The 19972-nt window shown below is 26.3% G+C and carries 12 protein-coding genes; 3 read left to right on the top strand and 9 right to left on the bottom strand.

Annotated elements, in window-relative coordinates:
* Window positions 1-36 precede the first annotated feature (36 nt).
* Entirely contained in the window at window positions 37-633 is a 597-nt protein-coding gene (locus HMPREF1092_RS01525) for an AAA family ATPase (RefSeq protein WP_002596821.1), read from the bottom strand.
* A 445-nt stretch (window positions 634-1078) separates the two neighbouring features.
* Between HMPREF1092_RS01525 and HMPREF1092_RS01520 the strand changes: the two genes are divergently transcribed.
* A complete protein-coding gene (locus HMPREF1092_RS01520; protein WP_002596820.1) occupies window positions 1079-1264 on the top strand; it encodes a hypothetical protein in 186 nt (61 codons plus the stop codon).
* A gap of 278 nt (window positions 1265-1542) precedes the next feature.
* Here the strand turns inward: HMPREF1092_RS01520 and HMPREF1092_RS01515 are convergent, their stop codons facing one another.
* Window positions 1543-9360, bottom strand: a complete 7818-nt coding sequence (locus tag HMPREF1092_RS01515) for a GH36-type glycosyl hydrolase domain-containing protein (RefSeq protein ID WP_002596819.1) — start codon at window positions 9358-9360, stop codon at window positions 1543-1545.
* A gap of 236 nt (window positions 9361-9596) precedes the next feature.
* Window positions 9597-10892: a M18 family aminopeptidase gene (locus tag HMPREF1092_RS01510; protein WP_002596818.1), complete on the bottom strand. Its 1296-nt coding sequence runs from the start codon at window positions 10890-10892 to the stop codon at window positions 9597-9599.
* Window positions 10893-11020: 128 nt separating this feature from the next.
* On the opposite strand from HMPREF1092_RS01510, the gene HMPREF1092_RS01505 reads away from it, so the two are divergent.
* Window positions 11021-12199 (top strand): cation diffusion facilitator family transporter, encoded by a 1179-nt coding sequence (locus tag HMPREF1092_RS01505; RefSeq protein ID WP_002596817.1) that lies wholly within the window; start codon window positions 11021-11023, stop codon window positions 12197-12199.
* A gap of 174 nt (window positions 12200-12373) precedes the next feature.
* Here the strand turns inward: HMPREF1092_RS01505 and HMPREF1092_RS01500 are convergent, their stop codons facing one another.
* The 5 genes from HMPREF1092_RS01500 to HMPREF1092_RS01480 all read right to left on the bottom strand — a co-directional run bounded on the left by HMPREF1092_RS01500 (window position 12374) and on the right by HMPREF1092_RS01480 (window position 16262).
* Window positions 12374-13138: a hypothetical protein gene (locus HMPREF1092_RS01500; RefSeq protein ID WP_207637618.1), complete on the bottom strand. Its 765-nt coding sequence runs from the start codon at window positions 13136-13138 to the stop codon at window positions 12374-12376.
* Window positions 13119-13655 carry an RNA polymerase sigma factor gene (locus tag HMPREF1092_RS01495; RefSeq protein WP_002596815.1) on the bottom strand — a complete coding sequence of 179 codons (537 nt, stop codon included), beginning with the start codon at window positions 13653-13655 and terminating at the stop codon, window positions 13119-13121. Before HMPREF1092_RS01495 ends, HMPREF1092_RS01500 begins: the two co-directional genes overlap by 20 nt.
* Window positions 13656-13944: 289 nt before the next feature.
* A complete protein-coding gene (locus HMPREF1092_RS01490) occupies window positions 13945-14667 on the bottom strand; it encodes an amino acid ABC transporter ATP-binding protein (protein ID WP_002596814.1) in 723 nt (240 codons plus the stop codon).
* On the bottom strand, window positions 14654-15340 hold the full coding sequence (locus tag HMPREF1092_RS01485) for an amino acid ABC transporter permease (protein ID WP_002596813.1): 687 nt from the start codon (window positions 15338-15340) through the stop codon (window positions 14654-14656). The genes HMPREF1092_RS01490 and HMPREF1092_RS01485 overlap by 14 nt, the downstream gene beginning before the upstream one ends.
* Window positions 15341-15419: 79 nt before the next feature.
* Window positions 15420-16262, bottom strand: a complete 843-nt coding sequence (locus HMPREF1092_RS01480; RefSeq protein WP_002596812.1) for a transporter substrate-binding domain-containing protein — start codon at window positions 16260-16262, stop codon at window positions 15420-15422.
* A gap of 424 nt (window positions 16263-16686) precedes the next feature.
* On the opposite strand from HMPREF1092_RS01480, the gene HMPREF1092_RS01475 reads away from it, so the two are divergent.
* Window positions 16687-17772: a hypothetical protein gene (locus HMPREF1092_RS01475; RefSeq protein ID WP_002596811.1), complete on the top strand. Its 1086-nt coding sequence runs from the start codon at window positions 16687-16689 to the stop codon at window positions 17770-17772.
* Window positions 17773-17866: 94 nt separating this feature from the next.
* On the opposite strand, the gene HMPREF1092_RS01470 is transcribed toward HMPREF1092_RS01475, so the two are convergent.
* Window positions 17867-19963: a HelD family protein gene (locus HMPREF1092_RS01470; protein ID WP_002596810.1), complete on the bottom strand. Its 2097-nt coding sequence runs from the start codon at window positions 19961-19963 to the stop codon at window positions 17867-17869.
* Between the last annotated feature and the right edge of the window lie 9 nt (window positions 19964-19972).

Here is a 19972-nt window from a genome sequence, read left to right as displayed (position 1 = left end):
TATACAAAGCAAACTTAAATATTCTTTTATTATAAATTAATTTGCTTTTGTTTCCTTTATTGCTAACTTAATTTCTTTTTTATCTAATCCAACTTGCTTAAGGATTTTTTCTGATCTTTCCTTTGTTGAACCTGAAATAGTTGTAAAGTTAACATTTTCAGCTTCTAAGAATGATAATATAGCTTTATCTATAGCAATTGCTATATCTTCGTCTTGCCATCTTACTCCATCTTTTTCATATCCAAATTCTCTTGGAACAAAGAATATATGATCATATTTTTGTAAGTCCCTTAATGCTAATACATATAAATCTTTTAATATTTCAATTTCTTTTTTAGTTCTCTTTTTATTTCCAAGCATAAATCTACCATATATATATGGTAAAAATGTTGCATAATCTGTTAATGCATAATCAAAACAATTTAATGAATCTTCAATTTGAGCTTGCCCTAAATATATACCATATTGTTCTGATATATTTTCTATCATACCTTTATCTCTTAAATAATCTGTACTATATTCTGTTACTGCTCCAACATTTAAATCTCTTATTTTTAAATCTACATATAATTGTTGTATTAATGTTGTTTTTCCACATCTTGGGCCACCTAATATAGCTATTCTAATTGGCATAGTTACTCTCTCCTCCGTATCTTTAGCAAACCATGTATTTAAGCATTTAATTTAAATACTTTTTTCATTTCTGAACACTTTTAAATTATATCAACATATTATTCGCATGTCCACATAGCAAATAATAGAAAATCACTATAAATTTTCTCTTATTCTTCAACCACCAAAATTAATTAAAATTTCCTATCACAATAATTAATTTAACCCCAATTTCTTTCTTATTCTTAACTAATAAATTTTAATTTAAATCTTTATTCTATATTTTTCATGTTTAAATTTAATTTCTCGTCTCTAATCATTTAAATAAGTATTTAATCAATCACTTAAATTATATATATAATGGCTTAATTTATTTACTTAATTAAATCCCCCTAAAATTTACTTCTAATACTACAGAATAATTTTAACTTATATGTACAAACTATATATAAAGGAGTTGATTTTTATGAAAAGTAAAAAAAAGAATGTTTATACACCAGAAATTAGGACTGCTTATGATCCAACAGATGAAGAGTTAACTAACGCTTATGAATCTGAATACAAAACAAAAGGAACTAATCCAGTTGAAGATCCTATAGCTGTTAACAACATTTCTTACTCTGAATTTGATTATACTGAAGAGCCATATTAAAAAATTTAATTATAAAAAATAAGAGCTATATAAAACTATTTTTTAATATAAATAGTTTGTATAGCTCTTTTTATTATATAAATTATTTTTGTCTTTTTAAGATTTTTTCTTAGCCTAAATATTCATTTTCCATTTCAAAAATAAAAAGAGCAGTTTTCCAGACTTAATAATCCTTTCAACTGCTCTTTTTTAATATAAATAACAATTTTATAGTACTTTCATGTTATGTTTTTAATGTTGGCTTTATTACTTTTTATTTAATTTATAAAATAAATTGTTTATTCTTTAAACTCAACTTCTATATAACTCTCTCCTAGTCCTTTTTCTATTATATCTCCATTTATCTCTTTACCATTAATAATAATCTTGTTTTGATTTGATCTTTTAACATGTATTTTATATTTCTCTTCTTTTATTTCTATAGAGAACTCATCTATATAATTTGGTAAATTAGGTTTTATAGAATATCCTTTTCCTTCTATTACATTGAATCCTAATATATTTTGTAATCCAACTTTATACATCCAACCTGCTGCTCCTGTATAATAACTCCAACCGCCTCTTCCTTCATAAGGCTTTTTAATATAAACATCTGCACTCATGACATAAGGTTCAACTTTATATTTATCTGCATCTTCTTTTGTTTTTGTGTGGCTTATTGGATTTATCATACTATAAAAACCATATGCTTTATTATTTTCTCTAAGTTTTGAAAAAGCTAATATAACCCAAATAGCTGCATGAGTATATTGCCCTCCATTTTCTCTAACACCTGGAACATATCCTTTTATGTATCCTGGTTCTAGTTTTGATTTTGCAAATGGTGGATGAAGAAGTTTTATTAGACCATTTTCTTTATCTACTAAATACTTCTCAACTGACTCCATAGCTTTTTTTCCTCTCTCTTTACTTCCAAGACCAGATATAATTGAAAAACTTTGTGAAAGAGAATCTATAAAGCATTCATCATTTTCTTTTGATCCAAGAGGCGTTCCATCATCAAAAAATGCTCTTCTATACCATTCTCCATCCCAAGCATTCATCTCTATGTTTTGAACTAAAGTATCTAGAATATTTTTATATTCTCTTCCTCTTTCCTCTTCATTCATATATTCACATATAGGAATAAATTCTTTTAGTATTTCAGCTAAGAACCATCCAAGCCAAACACTTTCACCTTTTCCTTTATTCCCTACAGTACTCATTCCATCATTCCAATCTCCACTACCCATTAATGGAATTCCATTTGAACCAAATTTTAATGACTTATCGATTGCTTTTATACAATGATTATAAATAGAGTCTTCTGGAAGAAGATTATTTACAACAGTATACCTTTCATCTTCTCCTTCTCTTAGTGGACTATCATCTAAATAAGGAGCTTTTTCTGTTAAAATGATTTTATCTCCTGTTAACCTTATATATTCTATAACTCCATAAGGCATCCAAAGTAAATCATCTGAAAATCTTGTTCTAATTCCACTGTTAACAATAGGATGCCACCAATGCTGAACATCACCTTCAATATATTGTCTACTTGCATTTTTTATTATTTGCTCTCTAAGTATTTCTGGCCTACTTATAGCAAGAGCTAAAGAATCTTGCATTTGATCTCTAAATCCGTAAGCTCCTCCTGATTGATAAAATGCAGTTCTACTTAAATATCTACAATTATAATTTTGATATAAAAGCCATCCATTCATCATATAATCAAAAGACTTATCTCCTGTATTTACTTTTATATTTCCCAGGAAATTATCTAATTCTACTTTTAATTCATTTAATTCTTCAAAAACTTTATCGATATTTTTATATTTTTGTATTTTTTCATTTATAGCTTCAAAACTTTCTTCTTCACCTAATATACCTATTAAAGTAATTTCTTCTCCAATATTAAGAACTATATTTTTTTGTGTAAGCAAGCAAGGTCTATATGAACCTCCACATCTTTCACTTAAATTTTCTTCCCATGGTTCAATTAAAGTTTTTTGCGCTTCTTCTATATCACAAGTGTAAGAATTTTTACCTTCTCCTAAAATAGTAGAGTAAGCTATTTTATTTCCAAAGCTTTTTGAATAAGGATTTTTTCCATAAGCATATTCTTCATTTATTCCTGTATAAATTTTTTCACTATCTTTTCTTTTATTTTCGCTCATTGCTAATTCATTATAATAAAATACTGAAATACTTTTTTCTTCTTCACTTATATTTTTAAGCTTTATTATTTGAAGTTTTAAGTCTTCATTTCTTGGAACGAATACTGTTATACTTCCTTCTATACATCTATGTCTATGCTTAAAAGTTGAAAATCCAAAGTTATGATTTACTATATATTCTTCTCCATCATCAAAAGGTTTTTTAAATATAGAAAATAAATCTTGGTCTGTGTTATCTTTCATCCAGATTCCTTCATACATAGGATCTTTTATGTAGTCATTACTCCAAGGTGTAATTTTATTTTCTCTACTATTTCCACACCAAGTATAGCTAGCACCTGACTCTGAAATATGTGTTCCAAAATTCTTATTACTTAAAATATTAATCCAAGGTCTTGGAGTGTTTTCTTTATTTTTTAGCTTTATAACATAACTACCATCTTCTTTATTAAATCCACCATAACCATTAAAGAAATCTAAATTATCAGATGTACTATCTTCTAATTCACCTTTTATTTCATCAAGCTCTTCTTCTTCAACTTTAATATCATTTAAATGTAATAGATATTTGCAATCTTTTTCTATTTCTCTATTTAAATCTGAATATCTTTGAAGTAATTTTATCTTTCTTTCTAAATCCTTATCCTCTTCTTCATCAATATAAATAGAACAAATTCCAATTAAGAAATTAAAGAATTCTTCATCTAACTGTTCTTTATTAAAAACAAAAATATTCTTTATCTCTTCTCCTCTAATTGCTCTTATCCATCTATCTATTTCTCTTCTATTTGTATTATAATAATCAGTTTCTTCATTATTATAAATAATTAAGTCTAATTCAACTCCCTTTATCTCTAAATAATAATGAAGTGATACCATATCTTTTAATAAATATTTATTTTTATTATATTTTAATAAAAGAATTTTTTTATCTCCAGATATTCCATATCTCCAAAGATCTTCTTGATGCATATTTATATTTTTTATAAAGCTTTCTCTATATTTTCTGTTTCCACCTATATACAATATTTCTTTTAGTATTTTTTCATATAGATTTGCTTTTTCAGAATTTATAGAAATTTTATTTAAAAGAATACTAGCCATTTTATTATATTTTCTTTTTAAACTCACTAAGTCTTTTGAAGATTTATGTTCTTTTATTTTTTTGACTATTTCTCCTTTATCCTTTGTATATCCTATTATTAAGCAAATAGTTTTTTCTTCACCTTTTCCAAGACTTAATTTTCTTCTCATTGCTATAATAGGATCTAAAGGAGCTGAAGCTTCATTCTCTAAATCTTTTTCTATTCCAATTGGATTTTCAAAAGTTCCATTTCTTCTAATGAAATTCTCTCTTCTTGTTTCATATTGTATTCTTTCTTTATCATCATCTTCATCTAATACAAATAATGTTGTAAAAATGTACTTTTCATCATCTTCTTTTCTTCTAACACGCCTTTTACCAATAATTACATTTTCACCATTTAAAAATTCTGTTTCTATAAAAAGATTTGAAAAAGTAGTATGAGCTAAATCTCCTTCTAAAGTAGTTAAAATAGGCTCTAAATAAGATGTAATTTCTAATTCTAAATTTTCATCTCTAAGATTTTTTATTTTTAACTTTCTAATTTCAATATCATTTTCTCCAGAAATTAAAATCCTTAAGGTTGTATCTATAGAATTTTCTATCTTATGTATTTCACTTTTTTCTAATGAAAATCTAACTTTATATTTTTCTCCTATATTATTAAATGGGTAATATGTTGGACTTTGAACATTTCCATTTTTCATATCTTTTATATAAAATAAAACTCCACCTTCTTCTGAAAGAAAGTCTCCTCCCCATCTATATAAAAGGTCATTTTCACATTTAGAATATCCTCCTCCTAATGTGTTTAACATAACAGAATATTTTCCATTAGAAAGAATATTTACATCTTTATCTAATATATCAGAATCTGTTATTATTCTTTCAGAAAAGATGTTAGTCTTAACTTTAAACTCTTCATTAATTAAAGCTCCTCTTTCTCCTTCATATAGATTATCTTTCTTTTCTTTTAAAAGTAATTCTGTGGCTTTAACTTCTGGAATATTATGGAATCTATTTATCATAATATTATTTTTTAAAACATTATCTAAAGCTAAAAGAGACATTCCTAAGTGATGTACCATATATGTTTTTATTAATAAACCATTTTTTCTCTTTTTATTTTCAGGTATACTCTCTATTTCTTCACTTATAACTTCTTCTTTTAAAAGTTTATTTATTCTATGAGCTGTATAATCTATAGATTCAATAAATCCATATTTTCCATAAGCACCTTCATCTTCCATAGCTCTTAAGTTTTTTATACACTTTTCTCTTTCAAATTGTAATCCCATTAAAGAAGAATATGGAGATACAACAATCTCTTCTTCAACTTCTCTTTTCATTCTTAAGCTTGGAACTCCAAAAGCTTTATATTGATAATTTTTTTCTAAATCAAATTTATAAAAAGCTGATTCTGATATCCCAAATGGAACTTTTTTTCTTCTTCCATAATTTATCTGAGCTGATAAAACTCCTTCATAAGTACTATCTAATACACTACCTTTAAAATTTTTCATTATTAATGAAGGCATTAAATATTCAAACATAGTTCCACTCCATGAAAGTAGAGTCTTTTTCATAAATATACTTCTACAGCCTCTTCTTAATTTAAACCAATGACTTTCATCAACTTCACCTCTAGCAATAGCTAAAAATGAAGCAACTCTAGCTTCTGAAGCAAGCAAATCATAATGTGCTTTCCCAAAACTATCTTCTTCTAAGTTATATCCTATATAAAATAAATCTTTCTTTTCATCATATAATTCCTTAAAATTCATTTCATCTATAAATTTATTTAAAAGCTCAATAGTTTCATTTTCTTCTTTTGCATTTTCTAAAATAAATTCTTTTACTATCATTAAATAAGAAAGTAAATTTCCACTATCAACTGTTGAAATATATCTTGGCATTAATGGATTTTTATTTTGAATGTCATACCAATTTAGAAAATGTCCATGCCATCTTTCTAATTCATCCATTGATTTTAAAGTTTTATTTATTCTATAAACAGCATCTTTTATTCCTATAAAATTTAAATCATAAGCTACTATATTAGCCATAAGAGCTAACCCTATATTAGTTGGAGATGTTCTCTTTGCATCACCTCTAAAAGGTTCTTCTTGATAATTATCTGGTGGAAGCCATTTATTTTCTTCATTTACAAGGTCGTCATAATACTTCCATGTATCCTTTGCAATATTAAAAAGATAATTCATTTCTTCTGTTTTTAAAACTTCTTCTTCATCTTCTTTACTTATCGCATAAGCTAAATATGGTGATAGAATCCATAATATTCCTAACCAAAAGGTAAAAGCTGCTATACTTTCCATAGCTACAAAACTTAAAATCATAGTTATTATTCCACTAACAACAGAAAACCACATTTTACTATAATAAAAACTTACAGTAGTCTTTTCATCTCTATCAGCTATATCAGAAGCTTTCCACTCTAAAAGATGTTTTTTAGTTATAAAAACTCTACCTAAAGTTTTAAAAATTGCACTTAACATAATATAAGTTTGATATGGTATAAAACTTAATATAAACAATACTTGAACTAAAGTTTTTCCACTACCATTTAATTTATGTTTAGGTGTTACCACAAAATCTGTAACTCTAAATATAATTGGTGCTATTACTGCTAAAAATAATATAGTTACTACACCTTTTCCTCTATTTAGAAATGTTAATGAAATCCATAATCCAAACAAAAGCCAAGGAGATAAAAGACTTCTTCTTAAATTATCAAATATCTTCCATTTAGATATAGCTTTTAAATCTCTAGTAAAAATCCATTTTATAAGTTGCCAATCTCCTCTAACCCACCTATGTAATCTAATTACACTTGAAAAATATGTTTTTGGATATTCTTCAATAAATTCACAATCCGTTATAAGCCCACACCTATTTAATTCTCCTTCTAATAAGTCATGGCTTAATATACTATCCTCTTCAATTTTTCTAGTTATAGTTTTCATAAATGAATTTATATGTAATATTCCTTTTCCAGTAAAAGAACCTTTTTTAAATCTATCTTGATATGTATCTGAGTAAGCTGTGGAATACCCATCTACTCCACTATCTCCAGCAAATATTTTAGAAAAATAAGTTTTATTTTTACTCTCTAAAGAAATAGAAACTTTAGGTTGTAACATTCCATATCCTCTAACTACTTTTCCATTAGAAACCTTTGGATTATTTAGAGGATGCGCCATTGCACCTACAAGTCTTTTTAATGTATTTCTTTTCATAAATGTATCTGTATCTAAAGTAATCAAATATTTTGCTGATTTTATATCTTCAATATTACCTGAGAAAAAACTAAAGGTTGTTTTTGTTCCACCTCTTAATAGGTTCATAAACTCTACTAACTTTCCTCTTTTTCTTTCCCATCCTATGTATTTCTCTTCACTTTTATCATAAACTCTAGTTCTTGTAGCCATAAAAAATATATCTTTTCCATTTCTATTTTCTATGTCTTTTATGTATTTTTTATTTAAATAATCTATTTTTTCTTTTCCATAGTTATTTAACTCTTCTTCTATCTCTACAAATTCATTTTTATTATCTTCAAAATCTCCTAAAATAACAAAAAATGCTTCTTTATCTTTATTTCCTAAATAAGTTACCTCTATATTTTTAATTAACTTATCTATTTTTTCCTTAGATTCAAACATTGTAGGAACTACTACTACAGTTCTATTTTCTTCTCCTATTCCATTTTCAAAATTAATTTTTGGAATATGATTTAATTTATGTGATTTAGGAGTTCTATAATTTATCCATGCAACTATCATTTCGCTACAAGGTAAAAGGATAATAAAAAAACTCAATATATAATCTCTTAATGTATTATATGGCCATTCAAATAAAGCACTAAAAATAACTACTCCTAAAGCTAAAAGGATAGTTCCAAAAATATTCCAAAGAATAAACCTTCCCTCAGAATCTGGATTTTCAATAGTTGTTATTTTTAACTCATTTAAAAGCTCTTTATATCCTTCGTCACATAAATAATATCCTATATGAGTAGTATAAATTTCTCCTCCTGATGCTTTTGCTTTTTTAGCCAAATTTAAAGCTGCCTCAACAACTATATGTTGGTTTAATTCATTTTTCTTAGCTATATCTTCAACTTTATGTCTATAATAATCCTTTGACTCTTCCTCCATCATAAGATATGTTCCACTAGGGTCTTTTTCTAAAGTTTTTTCAAGTTTTGATATATTTCTAAAAACATATGTCCAATCTACATTATCCAACTCTCTAAGGGATGATATGCTTCTTTCAATCTCTTCTTCTAGTTTTTCATTTATAAAAATATCTTTATATTCTTCTTTACTTTTATAAAATTCTTCAACATTTTTAACTTCATTACAAATTTTTATAAGAAGACAAATTTTAAGCATAATAGGGATTGAAATAACTTCCCCATAAATTAAACTATCATTTTTTTCTAAAATAAACTCTGATAAATTTTCTTCTTTTATAGGCACTCTAGTATCAATAATCTTTTTAACTAAAGTATATACTCTAGGAAGTACAGACTTATTACTACAACTAGATTTCTTCTTTTTTCTATTTTCTTCTTTGCTTTCTAATTTATAGCTTCTTTCTAAATCTATTGGTAAATCTAAAAGATATTCTTCTGGTAAATTCTTTTTTACAAATTTAAATTCCCTTTCTAAAAGATATGTATTATCTAAAATCCATTCACTTGCTCCAGTTTTTAATCCACCATGTTTAATCTCTTTTTGTATTACTTTATAAGATTCCTTTAGAGAACTATAGGCATTATTTAAATCTTTTAATAAATTTTTTTTAGCTTTTTTTAATTTTTTATCATTCATTTTGAAGACCTCTCTCTTTCTCTAAAAATCATATATTTTCTAAGATATAGTTTTACCAATAACCTTAAAATTTATTACTTGTTCAATTTACTAATGCCTATACAGCTTGTATTTTTATCTAAATTATGTTAAATTTGAATAGAGATTTTTATGGAATCTCTCCTTTAGAAATATTTTAACAAAAGAAACCACTCGCTATTAACTCTATAGCGAGTGGTTTCTTTTATTTCAACATTTTATAAATTATAGAATTCTGTAAATGCTTTTACTGTATAATAATTATCTTTAACTGATGCAAGTTCTCTTACTGAGTGCATTCCTATAAGTGGTGCTCCCATATCTACTACTGGAATACAAAGGTCAGCAGCTGACATTGGTCCTATAGTTGTTCCACCTCTTACATCTGATCTATTAACAAATTTTTGCATTGGAACTCCAGCTTTTTCACATACTGATTTAAATATTGCTCCTGAATATGAATCAGTTGAATAACTTCCTGAAGCAGCTATTTTTAATACTGGTCCCATTCCTAATACTGGTCTATTTGTTGGATCATGTTTTTCTCCTAAATTAGGGTGAACTGCATGTGCAAGGTCAGCTGAAATCATTACTGAATTAGCTAGTGCTCTAAAGAACTCTTCTGTTCCTTTTCCTTGAGATATTACTATTCTTTCTAATAATCTTCTTATTAAGCTTGAATTAGCTCCTTGAGAAGTTAAACTTCCTATTTCTTCATTATCAACACAAATCATAACTTTTGTACTATCAATTTCTTTACTGTCTAATAAAGCTCTCACTCCAGCAAATACCATCCATTGATCATCAAGTCTTCCTATAGATATTAGTTCTTCATCAATTCCCATTAAACATCCTTTTGTATATTCATATAAGAAAAGATCAAAGTCTAAGATTTCTTCTTTTTTAACTCCTAAACTTTCACAAAGTAAACTAATTAAATATCCGTCTTTTTCAAATTTTTCATTTATAAATCCTAATAGAGGTAAAGTATCTTTTTGCTTATTAATAGCATATCCTTCATTAATACTTCTGTTCATGTGTATAGCTAAATTAGGAATTATAAGAACTGGTTTATTTACATCTACTAATCTTACAACAGGTTTTAAAGGATTTTCTCCTTTTAAAGTAACTCTTCCTGCAATACTAAGAGGTCTATCAAACCAAGTACTTAATATAGCTCCACCATATCCTTCTGTATTTAACTTAACATATCTATTTTCACTTTTCATATCTGCATTAGGTTTTATTTTAAATCCTGGTGCATCAGTATGTGCTCCTATAAGTCTAAATCCATCTTTTTCAATTTCTCCATTACCTATAACAAAAGCTATTACAGCTGAATCATTTTTCTTAACAAAATATTTTCCGCCTTTTTCAAGATTCCAGCTATCTCCTTCTGAAAGTTCTTTAAATCCGTCTTTTACTAGCATATTTTGAACTTCATTTGCAGCATGGAAAGCTGTTTTACTATTATCTATAAAATTTATTAACTCTTGAGCTAATTTTTTTTCCATTGTGAATCACTCCTAATTTCTAAGTCTAGTTAAACTTATTTTACCACATTTCTAATTCTTTTTTAAATTGATTATTATATTCTTATACGTTAGAATAATATTAATATATTAATATAGGAGAGTAATTTATGTTATCAAAATTTTTAGTTAACACTTTTATTAAAGATAATAATAACACCAAAGAAAAAAAAGTTAGAAATAAATTTGGTGTTCTTGGTGGTGCTGTTGGTATAGTTGTTAACTTAATTCTTGTAGCAATAAAAGTTTCTGTTGGTTTAATTACAGGAAGTATTGCCATAACTGCAGATGGTTTTAATAACCTTTCTGACGCTGCATCATCTATAATAACAATTGCAGGATTTAAACTATCTAATATGCCTGCTGATAAAGAGCATCCTTTTGGGCATGGAAGAATTGAATATATATCTTCATTAATAGTTTCTTTCTTAGTAATCCTTGTAGGACTAGAATTTGTAAAATCTTCAGCAATAAGAATTTTTAATCCTAGTAAGGTTGACTTTGAAATAATACCTTTCATTCTATTAATAGTTTCTATTCTTCTTAAACTGTGGCTTGCTGGATTTAATAGATACATAGGAAACAAAATAGATTCTAAAGCATTAAAAGCTGCAGCTGTTGATTCACTTGGAGATGTTTTTGCTTCTACTTGTGTATCTATATCATTTTTAGCTTCAAAATTTACTAATTTTCCTATTGATGGTTATGTTGGAGTAGTAGTTGCGTTAATAATTGTATATTCAGGAGTATCATTAGTTAAAGAAACTCTAAATCCACTACTTGGAGAAGCTCCAGATCCAGAATTAGTTAAAGAATTAGAAAGTTTAATACTTTCATATCCACATATTACTGGAATTCACGACCTTATAATTCACAATTATGGTCCTGGTAGATGTATGGCTTCAGTTCATGCTGAGATTCCAAGTGATATGAATATAATGGAAATTCATAATATAATAGATAAAGCTGAAAGAGAAATTTCACAAAAGCTTGAACTATATCTTGTAATTCATATGGACCCAATTTGTCTTTCTGATGACGAAATAAAAGTTGCTTATACAGAAGTATCAAAAATTATAAAATATAACCCTCTAATAAAATCAATGCATGATTTTAGAATAGTTGGAGAGGGTGATGAAAAAAATCTTATATTTGATGTTGTAGTTGATTCAGAAAATCTAAAAAAAATAATGGATGAACAAGCCTTAAAAAATGACATAATAGAAGCCATAAAAGAACTTCACCCAGAATATAATTGTATAATTACAATAGATCATGATTATACTTAAAATATAAAAATAAGTTTCTACTAATAATTTACCTATTAGTAGAAACTCTTTTTTTATTTTCATTAAACTTATTAATTATTTTTATACCTATTAACTTAATACCTATCTATAAAATTTATAAAAATAAGTTATTAAATATTTTTTTGAATTTAATTATTTCATAGAGTGTTTTTTCTATTTTAATTTTCCTACAAACATTCCTTTATCATTTAAAGTTAAAACAATTGTTTCATTTGCTGTTTTACCATCTTTATATTCAGCAGTTATATTTATTTCTACTTCTCCAAATTGCTTTTTATCCATTTTTTCCATTTCAGGACTTAAACCCCAAGCAATTCCTAATACTTTGTTGTTTATATTATTTACTTCAATACTTTTTCCATCTTTTGAAACATTATAATCATATATTTTTTCTTTTTTATCGCTGTCTACTTTTTCACCAATCGATTTTTCATTAAAATTATTTATATTAGTTTCATTAAATTGGAATTCATTCATGAACTCCCCTTTATTTGTACTTAATTTTAAGCTTTTTATATCATCAGATAAAATACTTAATTGCGCACCTTTTTTAACGCTATACATCTTTCCTGTTTTATCATCAGTAATAACTGAAACTGAATTAATTGCTATTTCTTTTCCTTTTTCAAATAATTGTTTATTAGCTCCATTGTTTTCTGAAGCATAAACAATTAAGCTACCTCCATTATTTTCTATGCCTTTAAAATCAGTTCCTATATTTGTTAAAAATATTGCCCCACAAATAGTTGCTACTAATATTCCACTTGCTATAGCTTTTTTATTCATTTTTTCCTTTCTCCTAACCTCAAAATTTTTCTCTTTACTTTTTAATTCTGGTAATCTTACAGAATTACTTATTTTTTTATACTCATTAATTCTTTTTCTATTTTTAAACATACTAAATCCTATCCTTTTCATTTAATCTAAGCTTTTTTATTCCTCTAGAATACTTTGCTCTAGCATTTACAATTGAAATGTCTAAAATTTTTGCTATCTGTATATATGAAAAACCTACATTTAATCTAAGGATTATTATTTGTTTTTCTATTTCACTTAAAGGTTCTATCATTCTTAAAAATTCAATTTCACTTTCAATTTCTTGTAATTCATTATTAGCTACTACTTCAATATTCTCTTTAAAATTTATATGTTTACTCTTATTTAAATAATTTAAAGATAGGTTTCTAGCTATTGTCATAATCCACGCCTTTGCATTTGTATTTCTTTTATATTTTTCACTATTTATAATTATCTTTATAAAAACATCATGTAAAATATCTTCTGCTACTCCATAATCTTTTACTATAGATAAAATAAATAAGAAAATTCCTCTTCTTTCTTCTATATATAACCTTTTTAGTTCAGATAAATCACCTTTCTTTACACTGCTTATCGAATTCTCAAACAATTTAATGCTTTCTATTTTGGTACCCATTATAATCTCCCATTCTATAATTTGATGTACATCTACTCATATAACAAATCTACTTTTTATTTCGTGACAAAATAAAATATATTTAATTTAAAATTTTATAAATAAATAAGCACTAACAAAAATTAATTTGTTAGTGCTCTTAACGATTTTACTTTAAAGCTCATTTTATTTAACTTTAAAACTAAAAATTATTATAATAATTTTTTTAGAAAAATTTATATTAGAATTAATTATATTTACTTTTAAATTTCTCATAAGATTTTATTTATAAATATCTAAATTTAAGTTATCATAGAACTTTTGATAAAAATGCTTTCATTCTTTCATTTTTAGGATTTTCAAAAATTTCTTCTGGTGTTCCCGCTTCCATTATTATACCTTCATCTATAAATAAAATTCTATCTCCAACTTCCTTTGCAAATCCCATTTCATGAGTTACTATAACCATTGTCATTCCTTCATTTGCAAGAGATTTCATTACAGATAAAACTTCTCCTACCATTTCTGGGTCTAAAGCTGATGTAGGCTCATCAAATAACATAACATCTGGTGCCATAGCTAAAGCTCTAGCTATGGCTATCCTTTGTTTTTGCCCTCCTGATAAAGAATTAGGATAAGCATTTGCTTTATCCACTAATCCCACTTTCTCTAATAACTCTAAAGCTTTTTTCTTACTATCTTCTACACTTTTTTTCTTTACATTAATTTGAGCAATAGTTAAATTATCTAACACAGTTTTATGTGGGAAAAGATTAAATTGTTGAAATACCATTCCCATTTTTTCTCTTATCTTATTTATATCTGTTTTTTTATCAGTTATATTATTTCCTTCAAATATTATTTCTCCACTTGTAGGCACCTCTAAAAGATTTAGACAACGTAAAAAAGTGCTTTTTCCTGAACCTGATGGTCCTATTACAACTACAACTTCACCTTTTTTTATATTTGCTGATATTCCTTTTAAAACCTCATGATTTCCAAATGATTTTTTTAATTCTTTAACGCATATCACTTGCTTTCATCCTCCTTTCAATATACTTCATTAATCTTCCTAAACTAAATGTCATAATAAAATAAAATGCTGCTACAACCATTAAAGGTTCAAATGGCTTAAATGTAGCACCTTTTACTATAGTTGCACTAAACATTAATTCATTTACACCAATAACTGAAGCCATTGAAGATTCTTTTATTACAACTACAAATTCATTTCCTATAGCAGGTAATATATTTTTCACTGCTTGAGGCACTATTATCATTCTCATAGCTTGTCCTCTTGTCATTCCTAAGCTTCTAGCAGCTTCCATTTGTCCTTTATCCACTGCTTCTATTCCAGCTCTTATTATTTCAGCTACATATGCAGCAGAATTTAAAGAAACTGCTATTATAGCAGCTGTTAAAGCTTTCATATCTATTCCTAAAAATAATGCTGACCCTGTATAAACCATCATTATTTGTAATATCATTGGAGTTCCACGTACAACTTCTATATATGTTGATGCTATTATATTTAGAGGTTTTATTCCTAAAATTTTTATGTTCACTGACTTTAAAAAATATAATACTGAACCAGCTACAGCTCCAAATAAAACTGAAATTGCTGATATTATTAATGTTAATTTAGCCCCTTCTAAAAATACAGGAAAGTATTCTTGCAAAAAGCTAAAATCAAAACTATATCCCATTAGTCTCACACCCTTTTACAATTAATATAGGATGCACTTAAAGTGCATCCATCATATCATTTTTACTTTCTTTATATAACTAATTTTTATTATTTTCTGCAGCAAGTTCATTTGCTTCTATAATATATTTTTCTAATTCTCCACTATCAACTAGTCTTTTTATAGTTTTATTAACTTGTTCTATTAATTCAGTTTCACCTTTTTTAACTGCAACTGCGTTTCCACCTCCATCTGCTTCAAACTTAATTGCAGCTAATGCCATCTCTGGATTTTTCTTTATTGCCATTTTAGCTACTGGTTCTTCAGTAATTAGTGCATCCATTTTTCCTGTTTTAAGTTCTAAAATTAAGTTATTTACATCTGCCATAAGAGTTGGATCCTTTGCTTTAATAACTTCCTTAGTTATCTTTTCTTGAGTAGAACCAATTTGAGCTCCCACCTTTACGTTTTCTAAATCTTCTATTGTTTCAAATTTAGCTAAATCTTTTTTATTTACTAAAACTCCATGTTGAGCTTCATAATAAATATCTGAGAATGTTACAACTTTTTCTCTCTCAGCATCTGGATTCATTCCTGAAATTATCATATCAATTTGATTTGATTGAATTGCTGCTAATAAAGCTTCAAAGTTCATCTCTTTTATTTCTAATTCTACTCCTAAATCTTTAGCCACTTCTTTAGCAAACTCTACATCAAATCCTACTACAGTATCTTTTCCATCAATCATTGCATGAAATTCATATGGAGCATAATCAGCACTCATTCCAACAACTAATTTCTTATTATTTTTAACTTCTTCTAATTTAGTTTTTGCCCCTTCTTTAGCTCCATCATCATTTTTTGCACCACATCCTGCAAAGCTAAACATCATTATTCCTGTGATACCTAATAGCATCATCTTTTTTAAAAACCCTTTTTTCATAATTTATTCCCCCTAAATTCTCTATTGCTATATTTAAATTTCCTTTTTTTACCTCGGTATAATTATACACTTAGTTTTAATTTTTATGCAATATTTTTTTAAAAATTTTTTCTATTTTTTATTTTTGTTCTCCCTAGCAAAACACCACTTATATTCTGTACGTATATTATATAATTAATTACTCACTTCAATATACTTAAATAAAAATATGCATATATAGTAATTTTTTATGCATATTTATTAATTTTATATTTAAACTTCATTTTATACTTTATAAAAATCATTTTATTTAATACTTTTTAAATTTCTAATATATTTATTATAAAGTTTGATAATTTTTCATTTAAGTTTTATACAATATCACATTTCATCTTTTTGTAGTATATATTGTATTGTTGCTAAATAATTAAAGGAGCTGATTGTTATGGAAAAAAATACTGATCGTCATATGTTTTTAGGCGGAAATACCTCCGAAGGATTTCATTCTTTTTTTGATTATATAATTTCTCAAAATGATGCTACTAAAATTTATTGCTTAAAAGGTGGTCCTGGTACTGGTAAGTCTTCTCTAATGAAGAAAGTTGCTTTCTATTTTGGTTCTAAAGGATTTAATATCGAACAATTCCATTGCTCATCAGATGACCAATCTTTAGATGGAATATTAATTAAAGAACTAAAAGTTGCACTTCTAGATGGAACTTCACCACATAGCATAGATCCTAAAACTCCTGGCGCTGTAGATAAAATAATTGATTTAGCAGTTGCATTAAATGAAAAAGAAATTGCTCAATATAAAGATGAAATAATTTCTGTAAACAATGTTGTTTCTAATCTTTTTAAAAGAGCTTATAAATATTTTAAAGCTGCTAGTATAATTTATGAAGATTGGGCATCTCTTAATAAAATAGCTCTTGATAAAAATCTTTTATTTAAGTTTAAAGTATCTTTAAAAGATATGATATTCCCTGATTGCAGAATTGCACCTTTAGGAAAAGAAAGACATCTCTTCTCAACTGCTTTTAGTCCTAATGGAGTTGTTTCATTCACAGAAACTTTAACTAAGAATCTTGATTCTATATATATTCTCAAAGGAGAAACTGGTTTATGTAAGAGTGAAATACTTGAAGATTTAGCTAATACAGCAATTGGTTATGGTTATAATGTAGAATATTATCATAATCCTATATTACCTAAAAAAATATCTCATATTATAATTCCAGAACTTAATATTGGAGTATTTTCTGAAAATGAAATATATAAATTAAATTTAACTGGTACTGCATTTAATTTAAATAATATGTGCGACACTAATAAACTCTCTATTCTAAAAGAAGAAATTGATTTTAATAAATATGAATTTGATACTCTTTTAAACAAGGGCTTATCTCTTATAGCAGAAGCAAAATTAACTCATGATACTTTGGAAAAATATTACGTTAAAAATATGGATTTTGATATAGTAAATTCTATATATGATGATTTAATTAAAGAAATCGAATCTTTAATTTAAAATTAAAACCTTAATAAAATTATAATTAGAGAAATTAAAAATATAATCAAAAAAATAAAAGCTTTCCTTTATTTTGGAAAGCTTTTATTTTTATTTATTTTTTCTTTATCACAGAAAGTCTATGCAATGCTCTAGTACACATAATATACTTAACTAAGTCTGGAGAAGGTTTCTCTTCTTCTAGAATTATAACACCATCAAACTCTAATCCTTTTGCATAGTAAGCTGGCATTATAACTTTTCCACCAGTATAGATTATATCACTTCTATCAAAAGTAAGAATTTTAGTTTTTTCTTTTAATTTATGTGATATTTCTTTTAGTGTCTCTTTATTTTTAGTTATTACTGCAATACTTTCAAGTCCTTCTTCTTCATAATCTTCAATTATTGAAAGTATAGTTTCTACTTGGTCTTCTATAGTTGTTACTTCTTCTTCAAGTACTTTTTCTCCATTTCTTACTAATGGTACTATTCTTTCTTCATGTAAGAATTTACTTGCATATTCCATTATCTCTTGAGTTGAACGATAACTTTTATTTAAAGAATAATTTATAACCTTATCTCCAAATATACTTTGAAGATTTACCATAGCAACTTCTTCATCTGTTTCTATAAGTCTTTGATTGCTATCACCAACTATAGTCATGCTTGAGCAACCTGTCATTTCTTTTATTATTCTATATTGCATAAAGCTATAGTCTTGAGCTTCATCTATTACAACATGCTTATATTCTTTAGATGATTTCTTACCTTCTAGCTTTATCATAAGATAAAGAATTCCTGCAAGATCCATATAAGTTAAATTATTTGTATTAACTGCTCTCTTATAAATATCTATTGTATCTTCTCTAGTTATCCAACTATTTAGAGCAGTTCTAGCATTTATTACTTCTCTTATAATTTCTCTTATTCTTAATCTTCTTTGGAAATCAATATTATTCTTTTCAAATATTAAATCTTCTTCTTTAACTTCTTTAAGTTTTTCTTCCATTTCTTTATTTAAAAGATAAACTTTTTCATCTCTCTTATCTTTTATTTTAGAAATTATTATTCTTTTTATCTTTTCACTTCTTCTAAATAAAGGCATATTAGAATAATAATTTTGGAATAAATCTTTTATTTCTTCCTTAGTCATTATAGTTTCATTAAAGAATACTACATCTTCTATATTGAAATAATTTTCATTCATTTCCTTTACAACTTCATCAAGTTTATTTACAAACTCTTCTGAACTTTTTTCTTTATAATCTCTTAAGTTTATTTCATTTCCGCTCATAGCTTCTTCCATATAATATGAAAAACCTTGAACTTCTTCTGTAAGTCCTATTTCATTTATTGCAAATACTTCAAAAGTCATATTATCAATTCCATCTTCACCTAGTGAAGGAAGAACTCCACTTATATAGTCCATAAAAATATCATTTGGACCTAAAATTAAAACTTTATCTCCAAACTGCTTTCTATAATTATATAAAAGATATGAAACCCTATGAAGTGCTATTGTAGTCTTACCTGAACCTGCAACACCATTTACAACTACAACTTTATCTTTTGGTGCTCTAATTATTTCATCTTGCTCTTCTTGGATAGTCATAACAATATCTTTAAGTTTATCACTAGAGTTATTAGTTAATACCATTTGAAGTATTTCATCCTTAACATCTAATGCTGAATCAAAAACACCTTTTAATTCACCTTTTTTTATTATTATTTGTCTTCTTCCAACAATATTTGTTTCTACGTCTCCTCCTGGAGATTGATAGCTTGCAGAACCTAATGTACCTTTGTAGAAAAGAGAAGCTACAGGAGCTCTCCAATCAACTATTACAGGTTCATAAGTTTCTTCCGGTGTTAACCCAAATCTTCCTATATACATCTCTTCTGGAACACTACCATCTTCGATAAAGCTTATCTTTCCAAAATAAGGACTTTCTTTAAGCTTTGTAAATTCTTTTAGTTTTCTATCAATAGTTCTAAAAGCTTCTTCTTTTACATAAGCTTCGTGGTCAAAATATTCTTGTACTTTATCTTCATCATCTCTATATTCTTCAATTACTTTCTTTCTGTAATCTATAATATAATCTGTTATATATTTTCTTTTATCAATATAATTTATTATCTCACGATTAAGAACATTTAGGGTTTCCCCTAAATGTTCTCTCTCAAATAAGAAATCTATGTTTTGTTCCACCTAGATTAT

The organism is Clostridium thermobutyricum, assembly GCF_000371465.1.
In the GTDB taxonomy this organism is placed as follows: Bacteria; Bacillota; Clostridia; order Clostridiales; family Clostridiaceae; genus Clostridium; species Clostridium thermobutyricum.
This window is presented reverse-complemented; position numbering and strand designations above follow the sequence as displayed.

Bases quoted from the DNA above. Each gene is read 5' to 3' on its own strand.
- HMPREF1092_RS01495 (WP_002596815.1), bottom strand. From the start codon at position 13,655: ATGGGTACCAAAATAGAAAGCATTAAATTGTTTGAGAATTCGATAAGC.
- HMPREF1092_RS01515 (WP_002596819.1), bottom strand. From the start codon at position 9,360: ATGAATGATAAAAAATTAAAAAAAGCTAAAAAAAATTTATTAAAAGAT.
- HMPREF1092_RS01475 (WP_002596811.1), top strand. From the start codon at position 16,687: ATGGAAAAAAATACTGATCGTCATATGTTTTTAGGCGGAAATACCTCC.
- HMPREF1092_RS01510 (WP_002596818.1), bottom strand. From the start codon at position 10,892: ATGGAAAAAAAATTAGCTCAAGAGTTAATAAATTTTATAGATAATAGT.
- HMPREF1092_RS01485 (WP_002596813.1), bottom strand. From the start codon at position 15,340: ATGGGATATAGTTTTGATTTTAGCTTTTTGCAAGAATACTTTCCTGTA.
- HMPREF1092_RS01505 (WP_002596817.1), top strand. From the start codon at position 11,021: ATGTTATCAAAATTTTTAGTTAACACTTTTATTAAAGATAATAATAAC.
- HMPREF1092_RS01500 (WP_207637618.1), bottom strand. From the start codon at position 13,138: ATGAAAAGGATAGGATTTAGTATGTTTAAAAATAGAAAAAGAATTAAT.
- HMPREF1092_RS01520 (WP_002596820.1), top strand. From the start codon at position 1,079: ATGAAAAGTAAAAAAAAGAATGTTTATACACCAGAAATTAGGACTGCT.
- HMPREF1092_RS01525 (WP_002596821.1), bottom strand. From the start codon at position 633: ATGCCAATTAGAATAGCTATATTAGGTGGCCCAAGATGTGGAAAAACA.
- HMPREF1092_RS01480 (WP_002596812.1), bottom strand. From the start codon at position 16,262: ATGAAAAAAGGGTTTTTAAAAAAGATGATGCTATTAGGTATCACAGGA.